We start from the raw sequence: 20,632 nt of genomic DNA on the forward strand, positions 1-20,632 counted from the left end.
GCCGGCTGACCACCACCCCGAAAAGGCTCCGCAAGGAGCCTTTTTCGTTTCCGGGCATGATGGTTGCGACGCTGCACAATCACCCGGACAACCTGTCCGCTTTCTCCATGAACAACACGCACAACCTTCACGACAAGCGCCTGGCCGATGCCTGGGCCACGCTCCAGGCCCATGCGGACCAGGGCCTTCCGCTCGACCCCGATCCTTCGCGCATCGCCTTCGCCGACCCCGAATTCCTGCTGCGCCGCGAGACGCGCGGCATCCGCATGCAGCTCGAGCTGATGAAGCCCGACATCGAGCAGCGCGCCCATGGCATCGAGAACACCGTGGTGGTGTTCGGCAGTGCGCGCTTCCGCAGCGAGGAAGACGCCGCGGCCATGATCGCGCAGGCCGAACTCAGCGGCGACACGGCCGCGTCCGAGCGCTGGCGCCGGCTGGCGCGCAACTCGCACTACTACGAGAAGGCGCGCGCCTTCGGCAAGCTGGTGGCCCAGTACAGCAACGACAGGGAGCCGCAGGACAAGCTCTTCATCTGCACCGGCGGCGGCCCCGGCATCATGCAGGCGGCCAACCGCGGCGCGCACGAAGGCGGCGGGCTTTCGGTGGGCCTGGCCATCGCGCTGCCGATGGAAGAGGAAGCCAACCCGTACGTCACGCCGGCGCTGAGCTTCAAGTTCCACTACTTCGCCATCCGCAAGATGCACTTCATGATGCGTGCGAAGGCGCTGGTGGCGTTCCCGGGCGGCTTCGGCACGCTCGACGAGCTGTTCGAGGTGATCACGCTGGTACAGACCAAGAAGTCGAAGCCGGTGCCGATCGTGCTCTTCGGCTCCGACTACTGGAAGCGGCTGATCGACTTCGACTTCCTCGTCGACGAGGGCGTGATCTCGCCGGGCGACGTGAAGCTCTTCGAATACGTCGATGCGCCCGAGGATGCCTGGAGCGCGATCAAGCGTTTCTACAAGCTCTGAACGACGCCTGAAGCCGCCGCTTCATCGCCTCGGTCGGTGCATCAATCGGCGCTGTCGTCCTCATCTTCCGCCGGATGCAGCGCCTGCTCGAAGAACCTCGTGAGCGCCCGCGCGCGGCGCTTGCGCTCCGAAGCGCCGGTCTGCCCGGTCGCCACGGCATCGTCGGCCACGCCGTGCAGCGCATTGAAGAGGATCACGGCCGTGAGCGTCGCATCCTCCACGTCCCAGAAGCCAGCGCCATCGCCCTGCTTCAGCAAGCCCGCCAACTGCGCGATGACGGCGTTGTCGTTGCGCATGCGGCGGTCTTCGGGGCGGTATTCGTGGAAGACGACGTCGTGCAGCGCGACGTTGTCGAGGTAGATCTCGAGCCCCGTCTCCACCCAGGCCTTCAGCCGGGCGTGATAGTTGCCCGGCCGTTGGCGGTCCATGGCCTCCTGCAGCCGCTCGCAGAAGATGTCGACGAAGCGCTGCTGCAAGGCGCCGAGCAGCGCCTCCTTCGACGGAAAGTACAAATAGAAGGTGCCCTTGGCCACCTGCGCGCCAGCGGCGATGTCATCGATGCTCGTGGCGGCGATGCCCTTGTCGATGAAGAGGCGCTGGGCCGCCTCCATCAGCGCGGCGGCGCGCGTCTCGGGGGCCTTGGTGCGCCGGCGCTGAGAGAGCTCGCCATCGGTGCCGGGGGGATTCGTGGCGGTGTCGCCGCTCGGGGTCATCTATCGTCGCCTTCGGGTCGTTGATGAAGGCCTGGATACTGACTTCGGGTCAGTAGATTGTCAAAGGGACGGGAAGTACTCGTGTCCGGGATGTGGATTACGAGCCACGCGCCCGCCCGATCAAACCTTCAGGCCCCAGGTCGCTCTCGCTCCGATCGCCACCACACCTCCCACCACCCAGAACACGCCGGCAATGCCGATCAGCGCGCCGAGCGAGCCGAACAGCATCGGCATCGCCACGCTCGACGCGTTGATGGTCATCAGCCGCAGCCCCAGTGCCTCGCCGTGCCGTGTGTGCGGCGTGATCTGGTGGAGCATGCTCATCACCATCGGCTGCACCGCGCCCAGGGCGAAGCCGAGCACCACAGAGCAGATGCCCATGGTCCAGGCCGAATCCAGCAGCGGATACACCGCGAACACCAGCGCCGTGACCGCTGTCGAGGTCAGGATCACGTTGCGTTCCGAGGCGCGCGAGGCGATCACCGGCAGCACCACGCGGATCACCGCCGCCGCGATGGCGAAGGCGCCGAGGATCGAGCCGATCACCGAAGCGCTGATGCCCCGGTCGTGCCCCAGGATCGGCAGCACGAAGGCGTGCACGTCCCAGCTCGACGACTGCAGCCAGTTCACGAACAGCAGGCGGCGGAACATCGGCTCGCGCAGCAGGTCCCAGGCGCGCGTCGGCTTGGCGCCGGCGGGCGGCGGAGCTGGCGGCGGTTCGTCCGCGCCGCGCGCAAGCATCCAGCAGAGGATGGGCAGCGCCGCCATCACCGCGAAGGAGATTCGGAACGCGAGCATGTCGGCCGGCGCGCGGCCCGCGTGGTCGATCAGCATGCCCGCCAGGAACGGCCCGACGAAGTTGGCGACGGCCGGCGCGATGGCCAGCCAGCTGAACACGCGCTTGAGCTGCGTCGCGTTGGTGGCCGAGCGCCCCACGTGCCGCTGCAGCGCGATCACCGTCGCGCCGGTGGCGCCGCCGGTCAAGAGCGCCGCAAGGCACATCACCGGGAACACCGGAAAGATCACCACCAGCCCCGCGCCGACGACCGCGGCGACGACGGACAGCCACAGCGGCCGCTTGAAGCCGTACCGGTCGGCAAAGCGCCCCGCCGGCAGGGCGAGAAAAACCTGGGTCAGCGCAAAGAGGGAGATCAGCACGCCGACCGCCGCCGCGCTGTAGCCCTGTTGGAGCGCCAGCAGCGGCGTGGCGAGCCGCATGCCGGCCATGGTCGCGTGCAGGCACACCTGGGCGCCGATCACACGCAGCAGTTCGGAACCTTTCACGGGGAGTTCTCGCCCTCTTCTTTCTCGTTGTTGTCGGCTTCGGTGCCGGAGGTGGTGGGCGGCAACAGCGCCTGGGCCTGTGCCTCGGGCAGTGCCTCCACCTTGCGCAGCGCCAGGCGCATCTGCCGGGCGCGCGTGTCGGCCTTGTCGATGGTGTCGGAGGCCTTGGCCACCTGCTCCTTGATGCGGGCGACCCACTCGCCGTAGCGCTCGAATTCGGTCTTGACCGCGCCCAGCACCTTCCAGACCTCGGAGGCCTGCCGCTCCAGCGCGAGCGTGCGAAAGCCCATGTGCAGGCTGTTGAGCATCGCGAGCAAGGTGGTGGGGCCGGCCAGCGTCACGCGGTGCTGGCGCTGCAGCGCGTCCATCAGGCCGGGCCGGCGCAGCACCTCGGCGTAGAGGCTTTCCACGGGCAGGAACAGGATCGCGAAATCGGTGGTGTGCGGTGCCGCAAGGTAGTTGTCGGCGATGGACTTGGCCTCGGTGCGGATGCGCGCCTCCAGCGCCTTAGCCGCAAGCTCGACGCCCGCTGCATCTGCGCGCTCGTGCGCGTCGATGAGCCGCTCGTAGTCGTCGCGCGGAAACTTGGCGTCGATGGGCAGCCACACCGGCGCGCCATCGTCGCCGCGGCCGGGAAAGCGGATGGCGAAGTCCACGCGCTGCCCGCTGCGCGGCTTGGTCTCGACTTGCCTGGCGTACTGCTCGGGCGTGAGCACCTGCTCGAGAAGCGCCTCCAGCTGCACTTCGCCGAACATGCCGCGCGTCTTCACGTTGGTCAGCACGCGCTGCAGGCTGCCGACGCCCACGGCCAGCGTCTGCATCTCGCCCAGGCCCTTGTGCACCTGCTCGAGCCGGTCGGCCACCTGCCTGAAACTTTCGCCAAGGCGCGCTTCGAGCGTGGTCTGCAGCTTCTCGTCGACGGTCTTGCGCATCTCGTCGAGCTTGGCGGCGTTGGTCTGCTGCAGCTGCGCGAGCTGCGCCTCCATGGTCGCGCGCACTTCCGACAGGCGCCGCGCGTTCGATTCGCTCAGCCCCTGCAGCTGGTTGTTGAGCGTGTCCGCCAGCGTCTTCTGCAGCGACGCGAGCTGCAGCGCGAAGGCGTCGAGCTGCGCGTTCTGCGTGCGCGTGGCCTCGGCGCCCTGCTGCACCAGTGCCCGCTGGAAGGTGGCGAAGGCCTGCGCGGTTTCCTGCCGAGCACCGCGCGAGCTCTCGCCGATGTCGTTGCGCAGCTCACGCTCGGTGCGCTCGTTGGCCGCGCCCAGCGTGGCCAGCATGCGCGACACCTCGCTGAGGTCGGGCGGAGGCTGCCGGCGGGCCAGCAGCCAGATCACCAGCACGAGCTGGATGGCCGCGAGCACGGCCAGTCCGACGAGGATCAGCGAGGAGTCCAAGGTCCGGTTGCGCTCCTGCTGCTTACTTGCTTGCCGCCGGAACCGGCGTCACGGGCGTCAGCGGTCCCTTGCCGCCGAAGTACGCGATCAGGTTGTCGGCGGCGAGATCGGCCATGGCGCGGCGCGTGGGCACGGTGGCGCTGGCGATGTGCGGCGTCAGCACCACGTTGGGCACGGTCAGCAGGTCGGGATGGACCTTGGGCTCGCCCTCGAACACATCGAGGCCGGCCGCGGCGATGCGCTTCTCGCGCAGCGCGATGGCCAGAGCGGCGTCGTCGACGATGCCGCCGCGCGCGATGTTGACCAGCGTGGCGGTCGGCTTCATCAGCGCGATCTCGGCCGCGCCGATGGTGTGGTGCGACGCCGCCGAATACGGCACCACCAGCACCACGTGGTCGGCCGTCTTCAGCAGCTCTTCCTTGCTCACGTAGCTGGCCTTGCATTCGGCCTCCAGCGCCGCGTCGAGCCTGGAGCGGTTGTGATAGACCACCTTCATGCCGAAGCCGTGCGCGCCGCGCTTCGCGATGCCCTGGCCGATGCGGCCCATGCCGATGATGCCGAGCGTGGAGCCGTGAATGTCGGAGCCCGCGAACATGTCGTAGCTCCACTTCTGCCACTTGCCCGCGCGCAGGAAGTGTTCGCTCTCGGAGATGCGGCGCGCTGTGGCCATCAGCAGCGCGAAGCCGAAGTCGGCCGTGGTCTCGGTCAGCACGTCGGGCGCGTTGGTGCCGAGCACGCCGTGCGCGGCCATCGCGTCGACGTCGAAGTTGTTGTAGCCCACGGCCATGTTGGCGCAGATCTTCAGGTCGGGGCAGGCGTCGAGCACCGCGGCGTCGATTCGCTCGCTGCCGGTGGTGAAGGCGCCCTGCTTGCCCTGCAGCTTCGCGATCAGCTGTTCCTTGCTCCAGCTCTCGTCGGTCTGGTTCGACTCGACCTCGAAATGCTGCAACAGGCGCTCGATGGTCTCGGGAAAGATCGCGCGCGCGACCAGGATCTTGGGCTTGCTCATGATTTGTTTGTCTCTCAGCGGAAGAAGAGGAAGGTGGACAGGACGAACAGCGGAACCAGGATGGCGCACGACCACGCCATGTAGCCGAAGAAGCTCGGCATGCGCACGCCGCGGCTCTCGGCGATGGCCTTGACCATGAGGTTGGGTGCGTTGCCGATGTAGGTGTTGGCGCCCATGAACACGGCGCCGGCGGAGATGGCGGCGAGCGTGCTCGCGTAGGTGGTCATCAGCGCCGCCGGGTCGCCGCCCGCGGTGTTGAAGAACACCAGGTAGGTCGGCGCGTTGTCCAGGAAGGAGCTCAGCACGCCTGTGGCCCAGAAGTACGCCGCCGGATCGGGCTGGCCGTCGGCGCGCGTCACCGCCGAGACGATGGCGCCGAAGGGCCCCTGCGTACCAGCCTTCAGCATCGCGATCACCGGGATGATGGTCAGGAAGATACCCGCGAAGAGCTTGGCCACCTCGGCCATCGGGCCCCATTCGAACTGGTTGTCGGCGTGCACCTTGGGCGAGGTCAGCTTGTACGAGACCACTGCGATCGCGATCAGCCCGATGTCGCGCACCAGCCCCGGCAGGCCGACCTCGGTGCCGAACACGTCGAAGACCACCTGCGACTTCCAGAAGCCGCTCAGCAGCACCAGCGCGACCACGCCGCCCAGCAGCCAGAAGTTGGCGGCGCCGTCGAACCCGATGCGGGGCGTGTCGGGCGTGGGGTCGACCGGCAGCACGCCTTCCTTGCGGTAGTAGTGGCGGTCGATCGCGTAGAAGAGCACCAGCAGCACGGCCAGGATGAAGAGCGTTTCCCAAAGGATGTTCTGCGCGGTCCAGAAGAAGCCCACTCCCTTCAGGAAGCCCAGGAACAGCGGCGGGTCGCCCAGCGGCGTGAGCGCACCGCCCGCGTTCGACACGATGAAGATAAAGAACACGATCACGTGCACCTTGTGCACGCGGTCGTCATTCGCGCGGATAAGCGGCCGGATCAGCAGCATCGAGGCGCCCGTGGTGCCCATGAAGCTCGCCAGCACCGCGCCGATGGCAAGAATGGCCGTGTTCAGCCCCGGCGCGCCGCGCAGGTTGCCGCGGATGTGGATGCCGCCCGCCACGGTGAAAAGCGCGGTCAGCAGGATGATGAACGGGATGTATTCGGCCACCAGCGCATGCACGAACTGCACGCCCGCAAAGCCCACGCCGAAGGTCGCCGCGAAGGGCAGCAGGAAAGCCAGCGCCCAGGCGGCCGACACCTTGCCGTAGTGGTGGTGCCAGAAGGCCGGAGCGAGCAGCGGCAGCAGCGCGATCGACAGCAGGATGCCCGCGAAGGGCACGCCCCACAGCGGCGAGAGGCTGCCGCCGTCGAATTCGGCGGCCGAGGCCAGGGCGGGAAACAGGAACAGCAGCGGCAGCACGGCCGCCTTCGGTCGGATCTTTTTCTGCATGGGGAGGCCGTACCGTACCAGACAGGTCAGTACAGCCTTCACGCCGGGGGTTGTTCGATCTCGAACACCTGGCGCAGGTAGGCCAGGTACTTCTCGTCCTCGCACATGTTCTTGGACGGCGTGTCCGACAGCTTGGCCACCGGCTGGCCGTTGCACTCGATCATCTTGATGACGATCTGCAGCGGCTCGTAGCCCAGGTCGTTGGTGAGGTTGGTGCCGATGCCGAAGGCCAGCTGGCAGCGGCCGCGGAACTGCTGGTAGAGCTCGATGGTGCGCGGCACCGTGAGGCCGTCGCTGAAGATCAGCGTCTTGGTGCGCGGGTCGACCCGGTTGGCGATGTAATGCGCCAGCATGCGCTCGCCCCAGACGAACGGGTCGCCGCTGTCGTGGCGCGCGCCGTCGAAGAGCTTGCAGAAGTACAGGTCGAAGTCGCGCAGGAAGGCGCTCATGCCGTACACGTCGGACAGCGCGATGCCCAGGTCGCCGCGGTACTCGCGCGCCCAGCTCTCGAAGCCGAAGATCTGGCTGTCGCGCAGCCGCGGGCCCAGTGCCTGGCAGGCCTGCAGGTACTCGTGTGCCATGGTGCCCAGCGGGATCATGCCCAGCTTCATCGCGTACAGCACGTTGCTGGTGCCCGCCAGCTGCGGCAGCCGCGCGCCCGGCTGCGACTGCACCGGCGGCGAGGTGACGGCGCCCAGCCGCGCGGCCGAAGTGCGCAGCACTTCTTCGTGCCAGTCCTTGGAGAAGCGGCGGCGCGTGCCGTAGTCGGCGATCTTCAGGTCGCCGAGGCCGGCCTCCTGCAGCTGCGCCAGCTTGGTCTCGAGCCGGCGGCGGCCTTCCTCGAAGTCGGGCTTCTTCTGCGTGTTGCGGAAGTAGACCTCGTTGACGATGGCCAGCACCGGGATCTCGAACAGGATGGTGTGCAGCCAAGGCCCCTTGATGCGGATCTCGAGCTCGCCCGAGGGCTGGGGAATGATGTTGATGTACTTCTCGTTGAGCCTGAAGAGCCCGAGGAAGTCGACGAAGTCGCTCTTGATGAAGCGCATGGAGCGCAGGTAGGCGAGCTCTGCGTCGCGGAACTGCAGCGAGCACAGGCCGCGCACCTCTTCGCGGATCTGCCCGGCGAACTGGGCGAGGTCGACGCCCGGATTGCGGCACTTGAAGCGGTACTCGACCCTTGCCCCGGGGAAGTGATGCAGGACCACCTGCATCATCGTGAACTTGTAGAGGTCGGTGTCGAGCAGGCTGTGAATGATCATGGTGCTGGGCGCGTTGTCTCAAACTTTCGGCGGCCGTTCGATTATCACGGGACGCGTCGGCCTCTGCCTACGGGGGGCGAACAGCACGTCCTACCGACGCGGCGAATCCTCGCGGCGACATTGTTTTCACGGCGGCGGACAAGCCCCGCCGGCTCAACAGTCCCAAAGGAGATTCGCATGAACAAGGACACCATCGAAGGCAACTGGAAACAGCTCAAGGGCAAGGTCAAGGAGCAATGGGGCAAGCTGACCGACGACGACTTCGACGTCATCGCCGGCAAGCGCGACCAGTTGCTCGGCCGCATCCAGGAACGCCACGGCATCAGCCGCGACGAAGCCGAGAAGCAGGTCAAGGACTGGGAATCGCGTGACGGCCGCTCGCCGGACGCGCTCTGGTTCGAGCGCAACTGAGCGCCGCCGGACATCCCCCTGGCATCCCTGCCGAATCCGATCCATCCAATCCCCGAAGGAGAACATCCCATGAAAAAGCACCTTCTCATGCTGGCCCTCGCATCCACCTGCTTCGTGGCCACCCAGGCCAGCGCAATGACCAAGGACGAATACAAGGTCGCCAAGGAAAAGATCGAGGCCGACTACAAGGTCGCCAAGACCCAGTGCGACACGATGAAGGACAACGCCAAGGACGTCTGCATGAAGGAAGCCAAGGGCAAGGAAGACGTTGCCAAGGCCGAACTGGAGCAGCAATACCAGCCCAGCGACAGCCACGCCCGCAAGGTGGCCGAGGAAAAGGTAAAGGCCGCCTACGAAGTCGCGAAGGAAAAGTGCGACGACCAGAAGGGCGAAGCCAAGACCGCCTGCGAGAAGCAGGCCAAGGCTGACGAAGCCCAGGGCAAGGCCGAGATCAACGCCATGAAGAAGAAGATGTAAGGTCTTCGCTCGAGCCCAGTGAAAACGGCGCCCCGGGGCGCCGTTTTCCTTTGCGGAAACGGCTTCAGGGGTCTCGAGACTTGAGCGAATCGACCACCTGCTGGAGAGCCTCGGGCAGCGGTACCGGGCGCTGGGTGGAGCGATCCACGTAGACGTGCACGAAGTGGCCCTGCGCCGCCGCGGTGTCGCAGCCCTCGGCGAACAGGGCGATCTCGTAGCGCACGCTGGAGCGGCTCGCCTGCGCCACCCGCACGCCCGCCTCCACCGTCTGCGGGAAGGCGATCGGCGCGAAGTAGTTGCACTGGGTCTCCACCACGAAGCCGATGGTCTGGCCATGGTGGATGTCGAGCGCGCCGCGCTCGATGAGCAGGGCGTTCACCGCCGTATCGAACCAGCTGTAGTAGACGACGTTGTTGACGTGGCCGTACATGTCGTTGTCGGCCCAGCGCGTCGGGATGCTGCGGAATGCGCGGTAGCCGTTGCGCGAATGGGGAGTGGGTCTGGTGGTCGGTGCGCTCATCGCGCGGCATTCTGCCAGCGGCTTTTGCGGCGGAAGGCAACCTTGGTGACCGGTACGCAGCCAGCCGGCAACCGCTGCGCAACCGAATTTAGAAGGCCGCTTCTAAATTGCTGCATGGCAGCAAAAACCTCTTGATCGCAGAAACCAGCTGCCTATACTTGAGCCCATGCTGCACCGCAACATTGACGGCGAGACAGCGCAACGTGAACCGACCACTCAATCATCCCTTCTGGAGATCCCAAATGGCCCTGACCGCTGACCAAATCCTCGCCGCTCAAAAAGCAAACCTCGAAACCCTGTTCGGCCTGACCACCAAGGCTTTCGAAGGCGTCGAGAAGCTCGTCGAACTGAACGTGACCGCCTCGAAGGCCGCCCTGGCCGAAGCCCAGAACACCGCCCAGGCCGCCCTGAGCGTGAAGGACGCGCAAGAGCTGCTGACGCTGCAAGCCAGCCTGTTCCAGCCCCTGGCCGAGAAGACCGCCGCCTACAGCCGTCACCTGTACGACATCGCCCAGGGCACCGGCGCCGAATTCACCAAGGCTTTCGAAGCCAAGGCCACCGAAGCCCAGCAAGCCTTCGTCGGCCTGGTCGACAGCGCTTCCAAGAACGCTCCCGCCGGTTCGGAAACCGCCGTTGCCGTCCTGAAGAGCGCCGTGGCCGCCGCCAACAACGCTTTCGAATCGGTTCAGAAGGCCGTCAAGCAAGCTTCGGACGTCGCCGAAGCCAACTTCAACGCCGTGTCGAGCCAGGCCGTCGCCGCTGCCAAGACCGCTACCGCCTCGCGCAAGCGCTAAGCAAGCGACCGACCACCACCAGTTGTCTCCTTGGGTCCTCACGGATCCAATTCAGGGGCCTCATCTCCGGATGAGGCCCTTTTTTTCGTCCTGCGAGCGTCTTCGATAATGGCGGGCTTATCCCAGGAGACTTCTTATGCAGATCGACGGCAAGGTTTTTATCGTGACCGGTGGCGCTTCGGGCCTCGGCGAGGGCACGGCGCGCATGCTGGCCGCCAATGGCGGCAAGGTGGTGATCGCCGATATGCAGGTTGAAAAGGGCGAAGCCGTTGCCAGGGAAATCGGCGGCGTGTTCGTCAAGTGCGACGTGAGCCAGGAGGCCGACGGCCAGGCTGCAGTCGCCGCGGCGCTCAAGCTGGGCAAGCTGGCCGGCCTCGTCAACTGCGCCGGCATCGCTCCGGCCGAGAAGACCGTGGGCAAGAACGGCCCGCACGCGCTGGCCACCTTCAGCAAGACCGTCACGGTCAACCTGATCGGCAGCTTCAACATGATCCGGCTCGCGTCCGACGCCATGAGCAGGAACGAGCCCGAATCCACCGGCGAGCGCGGCGTGCTGATTTCGACCGCCTCCGTCGCCGCCTACGACGGCCAGATCGGCCAGGCTGCCTACAGCGCCTCCAAGGGCGGCGTGGTTGGCATGACCCTGCCCATCGCCCGCGACCTCGCGCGCAGCGGCATCCGCAACATGACCATCGCGCCCGGCATCTTCGGCACGCCCATGCTCTTCGGCATGCCGCAGGAAGTGCAGGACGCACTGGCCGCCAGCGTACCCTTCCCTTCGCGCCTGGGCACGCCCGAGGACTACGCCAAGCTGGCCAAGCACATCATCGAGAACGACATGCTCAACGGCGAGGTGATCCGCCTGGACGGAGCGATTCGACTGGCTCCCCGCTGAGCCTTTCGGATTCCGGCACCCTGGTGGTGCCGGTGCGGTCCAGGCGCTCGTAGTTCGCGATCACCTGGGCCCCGAGCAGCACCAGCGTGGCGGCGATCTCCAGGCTCAGCAGCACCACGATGGCCGTGGTGAGCGAGCCGTAGACCACGTTCACCTGCGAGAGCGTCGAGAAATACCAGATCAGCACGCGCCGCGTGGCCTCCCACAGCAGCGCGGCCGTCACCCCGCCCAGCAGCGCATGGCGCAGCGACATGCGCCCGGCCGGCATCACGAGGTAGAGCGAGGTCAGCATGAAGATCTCGCCGCCCAGCCCCAGCAGGTAAAGCAGCAGCCCCGATACGCCCGACAGCGACCAGCTGCGCCCCAGCAGGTCGACGCTTTCCTGCCCCACCAGTTGCAGCGCCCCCGACACCAGCGTGACCAGCAGCAGCCCCACGCACAGGCACAGGATGTAGATGTAGGGCATGGCCACCGACACCAGGAAATGGCGCTTGTGATCCGCCTTGCGGTGGTGAAAGATCACCGCCATCGCGCTTTCGAGCACGCTGAAGGCCAGCGAGCTGAAGAAGATCATCGTCACCAGCAGCACCGGCCCCAGCACGTCGCGATGGTCCAGGAAGCTCGAAAGCTCCGCCACGATGGCCTTGGACTGCCCCGGCAGCAGCCATTCGAGGTACCGCCCGATGGTGCGCAGCAGCTCGGCCTGCTCGATGACGTGCGACAGCGCGATCACGCTCACGATCAGCAGCGGCACGATGGACAGCAGCGCGTAGTACGCCACGGCACCAGCGAGCAGCAGGCCCTGGTTGGCGCGGAATTCCTTGAGGGCTTCCCAGATGAACCTCAGGGGGTGGCGCAGCAGCGGCGCGACGTGTTGCAGGGGTTTGGGCGTCGTCATGCGTGAATCCGGTCGCTTTCAGTATGCCGCCCGGCAGTGAACGTTCGGCCGCTTGCGTATGATTTGCCGCTCTTCGCCTACATGACCATCCCCGCTTCATTCATCCAGGAACTCATCGCGCGCGCCGATGTGGTCGAGGTCGTCGGCCGCTATGTGCAGCTCAAGAAGGCCGGCGCCAATTTCATGGGCCTGTGCCCGTTCCACGGCGAGAAATCGCCCTCCTTCTCCGTCAGCCCGACCAAGCAGTTCTATCACTGCTTCGGCTGCGGAGCGCACGGCAACGCCATCGGCTTCCTGATCGAACATGGGGGCATGGGCTTCGTCGAGGCGGTCCACGACCTGGCCGGCCAGTACGGCCTGCAGGTGCCCGAGGACGACGTCTCCCCCGCAGAGCGCGCCCGCGCCGCCAGCCAGCGCCAGAAGCAGGCCACGCTGACCGATGTGCTCGAGAAGGCCGGCGACGCCTACCGCAAGCATCTGCGGCAGGCGCCCGGCGCCATCGAATACCTGAAAGGCCGCGGCGTCTCGGGCGAAGTGGCCAAGCAGTTCGGCATCGGCTATGCGCCTGCAGGCTGGCGCGCGCTGGCCAGCGTCTTCCCCGACTACGACGATCCGCTGCTCGCCGAGAGCGGCCTGGTGATCGTCAACAACGAGGAAGGCAAGCTCAGCGAGGAGGAAGCCAAGCGCTACGACCGCTTCCGCGACCGCGTGATGTTCCCGATCCGCAACGTGAAGGGCGAATGCATCGGCTTCGGCGGCCGCGTGCTGGGCGACGAGAAGCCCAAGTACCTGAATTCGCCCGAAACACCCGTGTTCAGCAAGGGCCGCGAGCTCTACGGCCTCTACGAAGCCCGCGCTGCCTTCCGCGACAAGGGCTATGCGCTGGTCACCGAGGGCTACATGGACGTGGTGGCGCTGGCGCAGCTCGGGTTTCCGAACGCGGTGGCCACGCTGGGCACGGCCTGCACCACGGACCACGTGCAGAAGCTATTCCGCTTCACCGAGTCGGTGGTGTTCAGCTTCGACGGCGACGCCGCCGGCCGCCGCGCCGCGCGCAAGGCGCTCGACGGCGCCCTGCCCTATGCCACCGACGTACGCAGCATCAAGTTCCTTTTCCTGCCGGCGGAGCACGATCCCGACAGTTTCATCCGCGAGCACGGCGCCGAGGCCTTCGCCCGCTTCGTCAACGAGGCCACGCCGCTGTCGCGCTTCATGATCGAGGCCGCCCGCGAAGGCTGCGACCTGACCACCGCCGAGGGCCGCGCCCACATGACGAGCAACGTGCGCCCGCTCTGGAGCGCCATGCCCGACGGGGCGCTCAAGCGGCAGTTGCTGAGCGAAATCGCGACGCTGGTGCAACTGGACGCGCCGGCGCTGTCGGAGCTGTGGGCCTCCGCGCCCGGTCCGCGCAAAGCCGGCGGCGGGCCCGCGCAGCAGCAGCGTCGCCACGACGAGCCTCCGAACTACGGCGACGGTGGCGCGGACGACTACTACCCCGACATGCCGCCGCCACAGGACTACGAACCTGCACGCTACGAAAACGATAGCAAACCCAAGTTCCAGCAGCGCAAGTTCACGGGCAAGGGCGGCAAGCGCTGGGGCGGCAAGTTCGAGGAGCCGATCGAGCCCCTGCGCGGCCGCGGCACGCCGCCCAGCCGGCCGGACGTGGCGGTTCGGCTGCTGCTGTCGAACATGGCGCAGTGGGAGGCGCTGTCGCACGAGCTCCACGTGATGCTGTGCGACCTGCCGGGCCAGCACGGCGCCCTCTTCACGTGGCTCGACAGCCAGTTGCACGAGCACGGCGTCCAGCCCTGGGCAGCCTTGCGGGAAGGCCTGCGCGGCCTCGAATTCGAGCCGCTGGCCGAGCGGCTGATGTCCGTCGCCGAAGCCGGGCCCGTTCCCGAGGGAGAAGAAGCGCAACACCTGGCCGATGCCGCCCGGGAGCTTGCCAGCGTGCTCGACTTCATGCTTGAGGAACTCTTGAAAAAGCAGGAAAACGAGGCAATTGCGGCTTTCGGGAAAGACCCGGACGCGCCGAACCGTTTCAGGGCAATTCAGGCAAGGCGGCTCGAATTGCGCGCCAGATTGCGCTCCTCGGGCTCAGAAACTGCTTGAAATTTGCGCAACACGCTATAATGTAGGGCTTCGCAATTGGCGAAATATAGGCAAGAGCGACAGCAGCACCTCCGGGCCGACCCCTAGCGCAATGCACTCCAACGGTAGATTCCGGCGGAAAGGGTCAATAACCGCAAGGACTGCACACCAAATGTTCGCCCGACATCTTGCCTGTTGAGGAATCACTTCCTCTTTCCCATTTGTTTCCAGTCCGTGCCTGTGCACGGGCTTGGTGGCGCCGTCCGCATGACGGTGCGCCTGTGATTCCGCTTGTCTTTTCTTGCCGTAACGAGGTCGTATGCCCAGTTCAAAGAAGCCTGCTCCTTCACTTGCAAAAAGCGTCGCCACCAAGCCCGCAGCAGAAAAACCGTTGAAAGCCGGTGCGAAACCGGCAACCAAGACGGCCGCCGCCGCATCCAAATCGGCCGCCGCTACGAAAGTGAAAACCGTGCCCACGAAATCGACCTCCCTCGAAGATCCCAAGAAGGCCGCCGCCCCGGCCGCCAAGAAGGTCGGCCGCCCGCCCAAGGCTGCCGGAACCGCGTCGGCCACCACCGGCGCCAAGCGCGGCCGCAAGCCCAAGGCCGACAAGGAAGCCCCCGAGAGCGACATCGACCTGTCGGACATCGAGGACGACCTGGCGGGTGACGAGCCCGCGGCTGCGGCGACCGAAGAGAAGGTCAAGCCGCTTCGCATGAAGATCAGCAAGGCGAAGGAACGCGCCTTGATGAAGGAGTTCGGTCTCGACGAGACCGTGCTCTCCGAAGAAGACCTGGCCAAGCGCCGCTCGCGCCTGAAGACCCTGATCACGCTGGGCAAGACCCGCGGCTACCTCACGCACGGCGAAATCTCCGACCACCTTCCCGACAAGCTGGTCGACGCCGAGACCATGGAAGTCGTGGTCACCATGCTCAACGACATGGGCGTGGCGGTGTACGAGCAGACGCCCGACGCCGAGACCCTGCTGCTGAACAACACCGCGCCCACTGCCACCACGGTGGAAGAAGCCGAGGAAGAAGCCGAAGCCGCGCTCTCCACGGTGGACAGCGAATTCGGCCGCACCACCGACCCGGTGCGCATGTACATGCGCGAGATGGGCACGGTCGAGCTGCTGACGCGCGAAGGCGAAATCGAGATCGCCAAGCGCATCGAAGGCGGCCTGATGGCCATGATGGAGGCCATCTCGGCCTCCCCCGCCACCATCGCCGAGATCCTGCGCCTGGCCGGCGAGATCCGTGAAGGCAAGGTCGTCATCTCGACCATCGTCGACGGCTTCTCCAACCCCAACGAGGCCGACGACTACGTTGCCGAGGAAGACTTCGACGAATTCGACGAGGAAGACGACGACGACGGCAAGGGCGGCTCCAAGGCCCTGACCAAGAAGCTCGAGGAACTCAAGAACGAGGCCCTCTCGCGCTTCGACCGCATCGCCGAGCTGTTCGAGAAGATCCACAAGATCTACGAGAAGGAAGGCTACGGCACGCCGGCGTACGCCAAGGCCCAGCAGGCCGTGTCCGACGAGCTGATGACCATCCGCTTCACCGCGCGCACCATCGAGAAGCTGTGCGACCTGGTGCGCACGCAGGTGGACGACGTGCGCAAGAAGGAACGCGAGCTGCGCCGCATCATCGTGGACAAGTGCGGCTTCCCGCAGGACGAGTTCATCCGTGACTTCAGCGGCTACGACAAGAACGGCAACCGCATCGCCTCCAACCTGCTGAACCTGAAGTGGGTCGAGAAGCAGGCCGCCGCGGGCAAGCCCTGGAGCTCGGTGCTCGCGCGCAACATTCCGCCGGTGCAGGAACTGCAGCAGAAGCTTGCCGACATCCAGTCGCGCGTAGTGGTGCCGCTGTCGGAGCTCAAGGACATCAACAAGCGCATGAACGAGGGCGAATCGTCCTCGCGCGACGCCAAGAAGGAAATGATCGAGGCCAACCTGCGCCTCGTGATCTCCATCGCCAAGAAGTACACGAACCGCGGCCTGCAGTTCCTCGACCTGATCCAGGAAGGCAACATCGGCCTGATGAAGGCGGTCGACAAGTTCGAATACCGTCGCGGCTACAAATTCTCGACCTACGCGACGTGGTGGATCCGCCAGGCCATCACCCGCTCGATCGCCGACCAGGCGCGCACCATCCGCATCCCGGTGCACATGATCGAGACGATCAACAAGATGAACCGCATCTCGCGCCAGCATCTGCAGGAGTTCGGCTTCGAGCCCGACGCCGGCATCCTGGCCGCCAAGATGGAGATCCCGGAAGACAAGATCCGCAAGATCATGAAGATCGCGAAGGAGCCGATCTCGATGGAAACCCCCATCGGCGACGACGACGATTCGCACCTGGGCGACTTCATCGAGGACAGCAGCAACACGGCCCCCATCGAGGCCGCGATGCAGGCCGGCCTGCGCGACGTGGTCAAGGACATCCTGGACAGCCTCACGCCGCGCGAAGCCAAGGTGCTGCGCATGCGCTTCGGCATCGAGATGAGCACGGACCACACGCTGGAAGAAGTCGGAAAGCAGTTCGACGTGACCCGCGAGCGCATCCGCCAGATCGAGGCGAAGGCCCTGCGCAAGCTCAAGCATCCGTCGCGTTCGGACAAGCTGCGCAGCTTTATTGATACGCTCTGATCCGGTCTCCCGGTATTTCCCCCGACGAGGAGGCGCCCGCAAGGGCGCTTTCTTTTTTGGTACTCGCAAGACTCGCATAAGAAGAATGGAGCAAACCTCACCATGAATCCCGATGCAGACAAACTCTGGCAGGCCCCGCGCTGGGCGCTTGCCGTGCTGCTCGCCGTGCTGGGCATGCTCGGGCCCTTCTCCATCGACACCTACATCCCGGCCTTCTCGGGCATCGCGCAGTCCATCGGCGCGACGCCGGCCGAGATGCAGCAGACGCTGTCGGCCTACCTGTTCGGCTTCGCGTTCATGAACCTGTTCCACGGCGCGCTGTCCGACAGCTTCGGCCGCCGCCCCGTCGTGCTGTGGGGGTTGGCGGTGTTCACGCTGGCCTCACTGGGCTGCGCGCTCTCGCAGAACATCACGCAGCTGGTGCTGTTCCGGGGGCTGCAGGGCCTGTCGACCGGTGCCGGCATCGTGGTCTCGCGCGCGGTGATCCGCGACATGTTCCCGCCGGCCGAGGCACAGCGGGTGATGAGCCAGGTCACGATCTACTTCGGCGTGGCGCCGGCCATCGCGCCCATCGTGGGCGGCTTCCTCTTCGTGCACGCGGGCTGGCACGCGGTGTTCTGGTTCCTGGTGGCGGTGGGCGTGGCGCTGTTCGCGGCCAACTACAAGCTGCTGCCGGAGACGCTGCACAAGGACCACCGCCAGCCCTTCCAGGTGCGCCACCTGATGCGCGGCTACTGGAGCCTGTGCTCCGACCCGCGCTTTCTGCTGCTGGCCTTCGCCAGCGGCGTGCCCTTCAATGGCATGTTCCTCTACGTGCTGGCCGCGCCCGCCTTCCTGGGCGACCACCTTGCGCTGCAGCCTCAGCAGTTCTTCTGGTTCTTCCTGCTGACCATCGGCGGCATCATGCTCGGCGCGCGCGCCAGCGGGCGCATGGCCGGCAAGGTGGCGCCCAAGCGGCAGATCCGCGACGGCTTCGTGATCATGCTGGCCACCTCTGTGGTCAACGTGGTGGCCAACACCTTCTTCCACGCACACGTGGCCTGGGCGCTTTGGCCGCTGGCGGTGTTCGCCTTCGGCTGGGCGCTGATGGTGCCGGTGGTCACGCTGCTGGTGCTCGACCTGCACCCCGAGCGCCGCGGCATGGCCTCGTCGCTGCAGGCGGTGATCGGCTCCACCGCCAACGGCATCGTGGCCGGCGCGGTGGCGCCGCTGGTGATGCACTCCACGCTCGCGCTGGCGCTGACCTCCATGGGCATGCTCGCCATCGGGCTGGTCGCCTGGGTGTGGCTGCACGGCCGCTGGCCGGACATCGGGCGCAAGGTGGCGCACGAGGGCTGAGAACATGCGCTTCGCAGCCCTCCTCACCCACGCGCGCGCCTGGCTGCCGGGCCGCACCACCGTCGACGCGCGCGAGCGGCTGCGCGCCGTCCTGGGCGCGGGCATCGGCCTGCTGGTGGCCGCGCTGCTGTCGCACTGGCTGGCCGGGCCGCTGCACGCCTCGGTCTGGCTGATCGCGCCGCTGGGCGCCAGCGCCGTGCTGGTTTTCGCGGTGCCGGCGAGTCCGCTCGCGCAGCCCTGGTCGGTGATCGGCGGCAACACGCTGTCGGCAGTGGTCGGCATCGCGGCGGCCAACTGGATTCCCCAGCCCGAGCTGGCCGCCGCCGTCGCGGTGGCGGGCGCCATCGGCCTGATGTTCAGCGCGCGCTGCCTGCACCCGCCCGGCGGCGCGGCAGCGCTGCTGGCGGTGCTGACCCACACCACGCATTTCTCGTCGGCCCTCTTTCCCTTCTTCACCAACTCGCTGCTGCTGGTGCTGGCCGGCGTGGCCTACAACACGCTGACCGGGCGGCGCTATCCGCACGTGCAGGTCGCCGCGCGCCCGCCGGGCTCCGATGCGCGCTTCAGCCAGGCCGACATCGACGCCGTGCTCGCCCGCTACAACCAGGTGCTGGACATCAGCCGCGACGACCTCGAATCGCTGATCCGGGAGACCGAGCTGGAGTCGTACAAGCGCCGGCTGGGCACGCTGAGCTGCGCGGACATCATGTCCAACGTGCCGATCTCGGTGGAGTTCGGCACGCCGCTGCAGGAAGCCTGGGCGCTGATGCACGAGCGCCGCATCAAGGCCCTGCCCGTCACCGACCGCACGCGCCGCGTGGTGGGCATCGTCACGCAGGCCGACTTCTTCCGCCAGCTCGACCTGCAGCACCACGAAGGCATCGCCGCCAAGCTGCGCGACCTGATCCGCGCCACCCGCACCGTGATGTCGAGCAAGCCCGAAGTGGTGGGCCAGATCATGACGCGCCAGGTGCGCGTGGCCAGCGCCGACCGGCCCGTGGTCGACCTGGTGCCGCTGTTCTCCGAGGGCGGCCACCACCACATTCCCATCATCGACGACGAAAAGCGGCTGGCCGGCATGATCACCCAGTCGGACTTCGTGCGCGCCCTCTACCGCGCCGTGCGGCCCGAACCCAACTGAAGCGAAAGGAGCACGCGCATGGCGTGGATCGTGTTGTTCATCGCGGGCCTGCTCGAAACGGGCTGGGCCATCGGCCTCAAGTACACCGAGGGGTTCACGAAGCTCTGGCCCTCGGTGGGCACCGCGATCTCGATGGTGCTCAGCGTGGTGCTGCTGGGCTGGGCGATGCGCTCGCTGCCCGTGGGCACGGCCTACGCGGTGTGGACCGGCATCGGCGCGGTGGGCACCGTGGCCCTGGGCATCGTGCTGTTCGGCGAGCCGGCCAACGCGGCGCGGCTCGTGTGCGTCGCGCTGATCGTGGCCGGCATCATCGGGCTCAAGTTCACGAGCCAGGGTTGAGTTCTTCTTCCCTTCCCGCCTACTCGACCGTCACTTTCGCCTTCTTCACCAGCGCCGCGTAGCGGGCCGCCTCGCTGCGGAAATAGCCGGCGGCCTGCTCGGGCGTGGTGGGCCTGACGACATTGCCCTGCTTGTCCATCGCCTCGCGCACCTCGGCGCTGGAAAAAGCCGCGACCACGGCGGCATGGATGCGGGCGACGTCCGCCGGCTGCATCTTCGCCGGCCCGATCAGCGCGAACCAGCCCTCGACCGCGTAGTTCGGCAGCCCCTGCTCGGCGATGGTCGGAATGTCCGGCGCGGCCGGCGAGCGCTGCGCGCCGCACAGGCCAATGGCGCGCAGCGCGCCGCTCTTGATGTGCGACTGCACCGCCGGCAGCGCCACCACGCCCAGCTCGACCTGGCCGCCGATCATGTCCGTCATCATCGGCCCGGTGCCCTTGTACGGAATGTGCCGCGCCTTCACGCCGGCCTCGTCCATGAACATCTCGCCCGCCAGATGGATGATGGTGCCGTTGCCCGACGAGGCGTAGTTGTAGGCGCCCGGCTTCGCGCGCAGCAGCGCGACCAGCTCGGGCACGTTCTTCGCCGGCAGCTTCGGGTTGGCCAGCAGCACCAGGGGCGTCGCGCCCACCACGCTGATCGGCGTGATGTCGTTGATCGCGTCGAAGGGCATCTTCCTGAAAACCGCCGGGTTGATGACGTGGTTGTTCGACACCATGCCCAGCGTGAGCCCGTCCGGCGCCGCCTTGACGATGGCCGCCGCGCCAGTGATGCCGCCCGCACCCGGCAGGTTGTCGATCACCACCGGCTGGCCGAAGGCCTTGCCCAGCGCGGGCGCGGCGGCGCGCGCGATGGTGTCGACGCCCGAGCCCGCGCTGATCGGCAGGATCAGGCGGATGGGCTTGTCCGAACCCTGCGCGAACGCGGGGCATGCGGCCAGCGCGGCTGCGCTGGCGCCGAGGCCGAGCACCGCGCGGCGGTTCATCTTCAGGGGAGGCGTGTTCGTCATGGTCTT

General features: G+C 66.8%; 20 protein-coding genes. 10 read left to right on the plus strand and 10 right to left on the minus strand.

What is annotated here, in order from left to right:
- Positions 1 to 107: 107 nt before the first annotated feature.
- On the plus strand, positions 108 to 971 hold the full coding sequence (locus ABL844_RS21460) for a TIGR00730 family Rossman fold protein (protein ID WP_126024931.1): 864 nt from the start codon (positions 108 to 110) through the stop codon (positions 969 to 971).
- 41 nt (positions 972 to 1,012) lie between these two features.
- Here ABL844_RS21460 and ABL844_RS21465 read toward each other — a convergent pair whose 3' ends face one another.
- The 6 genes from ABL844_RS21465 to pncB all read right to left on the minus strand — a co-directional run bounded on the left by ABL844_RS21465 (position 1,013) and on the right by pncB (position 8,057).
- Positions 1,013 to 1,684: a TetR/AcrR family transcriptional regulator gene (locus ABL844_RS21465; protein ID WP_184641364.1), complete on the minus strand. Its 672-nt coding sequence runs from the start codon at positions 1,682 to 1,684 to the stop codon at positions 1,013 to 1,015.
- A 120-nt stretch (positions 1,685 to 1,804) separates the two neighbouring features.
- Positions 1,805 to 2,968 (minus strand): MFS transporter, encoded by a 1,164-nt coding sequence (locus tag ABL844_RS21470; RefSeq protein WP_126024929.1) that lies wholly within the window; start codon positions 2,966 to 2,968, stop codon positions 1,805 to 1,807.
- On the minus strand, positions 2,965 to 4,359 hold the full coding sequence (locus ABL844_RS21475; RefSeq protein ID WP_126024928.1) for a DNA recombination protein RmuC: 1,395 nt from the start codon (positions 4,357 to 4,359) through the stop codon (positions 2,965 to 2,967). Before ABL844_RS21475 ends, ABL844_RS21470 begins: the two co-directional genes overlap by 4 nt.
- 22 nt (positions 4,360 to 4,381) lie before the next feature.
- Positions 4,382 to 5,368, minus strand: coding sequence for a 2-hydroxyacid dehydrogenase (locus tag ABL844_RS21480; protein ID WP_418117108.1), 987 nt, complete (start codon positions 5,366 to 5,368; stop codon positions 4,382 to 4,384).
- A 14-nt stretch (positions 5,369 to 5,382) separates the two neighbouring features.
- Entirely contained in the window at positions 5,383 to 6,798 is a 1,416-nt protein-coding gene (locus ABL844_RS21485) for a sodium:proton antiporter (protein WP_418128833.1), read from the minus strand.
- Between the two features lie 38 nt (positions 6,799 to 6,836).
- Positions 6,837 to 8,057, minus strand: coding sequence for a nicotinate phosphoribosyltransferase (gene pncB, locus ABL844_RS21490; protein WP_184641368.1), 1,221 nt, complete (start codon positions 8,055 to 8,057; stop codon positions 6,837 to 6,839).
- A gap of 177 nt (positions 8,058 to 8,234) precedes the next feature.
- Between pncB and ABL844_RS21495 the strand changes: the two genes are divergently transcribed.
- Together ABL844_RS21495 and ABL844_RS21500 are read left to right on the plus strand one after the other, a co-directional pair.
- Positions 8,235 to 8,468: a CsbD family protein gene (locus ABL844_RS21495; protein WP_126024924.1), complete on the plus strand. Its 234-nt coding sequence runs from the start codon at positions 8,235 to 8,237 to the stop codon at positions 8,466 to 8,468.
- 69 nt (positions 8,469 to 8,537) lie between these two features.
- Entirely contained in the window at positions 8,538 to 8,945 is a 408-nt protein-coding gene (locus ABL844_RS21500) for a hypothetical protein (protein WP_126024923.1), read from the plus strand.
- 64 nt (positions 8,946 to 9,009) lie between these two features.
- Here the strand turns inward: ABL844_RS21500 and ABL844_RS21505 are convergent, their stop codons facing one another.
- Positions 9,010 to 9,465 (minus strand): acyl-CoA thioesterase, encoded by a 456-nt coding sequence (locus ABL844_RS21505; RefSeq protein WP_418128835.1) that lies wholly within the window; start codon positions 9,463 to 9,465, stop codon positions 9,010 to 9,012.
- 242 nt (positions 9,466 to 9,707) lie between these two features.
- On the opposite strand from ABL844_RS21505, the gene ABL844_RS21510 reads away from it, so the two are divergent.
- Positions 9,708 to 10,259, plus strand: coding sequence for a phasin family protein (locus ABL844_RS21510; RefSeq protein WP_019655862.1), 552 nt, complete (start codon positions 9,708 to 9,710; stop codon positions 10,257 to 10,259).
- 136 nt (positions 10,260 to 10,395) lie between these two features.
- The gene (locus ABL844_RS21515; RefSeq protein WP_369661564.1) at positions 10,396 to 11,154 is read left to right on the plus strand and encodes a 3-hydroxyacyl-CoA dehydrogenase; all 759 of its coding nucleotides are present in this window, start codon (positions 10,396 to 10,398) and stop codon (positions 11,152 to 11,154) included.
- On the opposite strand, the gene ABL844_RS21520 is transcribed toward ABL844_RS21515, so the two are convergent.
- Positions 11,102 to 12,052, minus strand: coding sequence for a YihY/virulence factor BrkB family protein (locus ABL844_RS21520; protein ID WP_126024920.1), 951 nt, complete (start codon positions 12,050 to 12,052; stop codon positions 11,102 to 11,104). The two genes, ABL844_RS21515 and ABL844_RS21520, sit on opposite strands and share 53 nt — an antisense overlap.
- Before the next feature lie 81 nt (positions 12,053 to 12,133).
- Between ABL844_RS21520 and dnaG the strand changes: the two genes are divergently transcribed.
- Entirely contained in the window at positions 12,134 to 14,167 is a 2,034-nt protein-coding gene (gene dnaG, locus ABL844_RS21525) for a DNA primase (RefSeq protein WP_418128836.1), read from the plus strand.
- Between the two features lie 15 nt (positions 14,168 to 14,182).
- On the opposite strand, the gene ABL844_RS21530 is transcribed toward dnaG, so the two are convergent.
- A complete protein-coding gene (locus ABL844_RS21530; protein WP_240650804.1) occupies positions 14,183 to 14,623 on the minus strand; it encodes a hypothetical protein in 441 nt (146 codons plus the stop codon).
- Here ABL844_RS21530 and rpoD point away from each other — a divergent pair.
- The 4 genes from rpoD (at position 14,616) to sugE (ending at position 19,617) form a co-directional block, all read left to right on the plus strand.
- Positions 14,616 to 16,799 (plus strand): RNA polymerase sigma factor RpoD, encoded by a 2,184-nt coding sequence (rpoD, locus tag ABL844_RS21535; protein ID WP_311737057.1) that lies wholly within the window; start codon positions 14,616 to 14,618, stop codon positions 16,797 to 16,799. The two genes, ABL844_RS21530 and rpoD, sit on opposite strands and share 8 nt — an antisense overlap.
- A 102-nt stretch (positions 16,800 to 16,901) precedes the next feature.
- Positions 16,902 to 18,137 carry a multidrug effflux MFS transporter gene (locus tag ABL844_RS21540; RefSeq protein ID WP_126024917.1) on the plus strand — a complete coding sequence of 412 codons (1,236 nt, stop codon included), beginning with the start codon at positions 16,902 to 16,904 and terminating at the stop codon, positions 18,135 to 18,137.
- A 4-nt stretch (positions 18,138 to 18,141) separates the two neighbouring features.
- The gene (locus tag ABL844_RS21545) at positions 18,142 to 19,278 is read left to right on the plus strand and encodes an HPP family protein (protein WP_369661561.1); all 1,137 of its coding nucleotides are present in this window, start codon (positions 18,142 to 18,144) and stop codon (positions 19,276 to 19,278) included.
- 18 nt (positions 19,279 to 19,296) lie between these two features.
- Positions 19,297 to 19,617: a quaternary ammonium compound efflux SMR transporter SugE gene (gene sugE / locus ABL844_RS21550; protein WP_126024915.1), complete on the plus strand. Its 321-nt coding sequence runs from the start codon at positions 19,297 to 19,299 to the stop codon at positions 19,615 to 19,617.
- 19 nt (positions 19,618 to 19,636) lie between these two features.
- Here the strand turns inward: sugE and ABL844_RS21555 are convergent, their stop codons facing one another.
- The gene (locus ABL844_RS21555; RefSeq protein WP_418128837.1) at positions 19,637 to 20,626 is read right to left on the minus strand and encodes a tripartite tricarboxylate transporter substrate binding protein; all 990 of its coding nucleotides are present in this window, start codon (positions 20,624 to 20,626) and stop codon (positions 19,637 to 19,639) included.
- Positions 20,627 to 20,632: the final 6 nt, after the last annotated feature.

The organism is Variovorax sp. 278MFTsu5.1 (assembly GCF_048305045.1).
Taxonomy (GTDB): Bacteria; Pseudomonadota; Gammaproteobacteria; order Burkholderiales; family Burkholderiaceae_C; genus Variovorax; species Variovorax guangxiensis.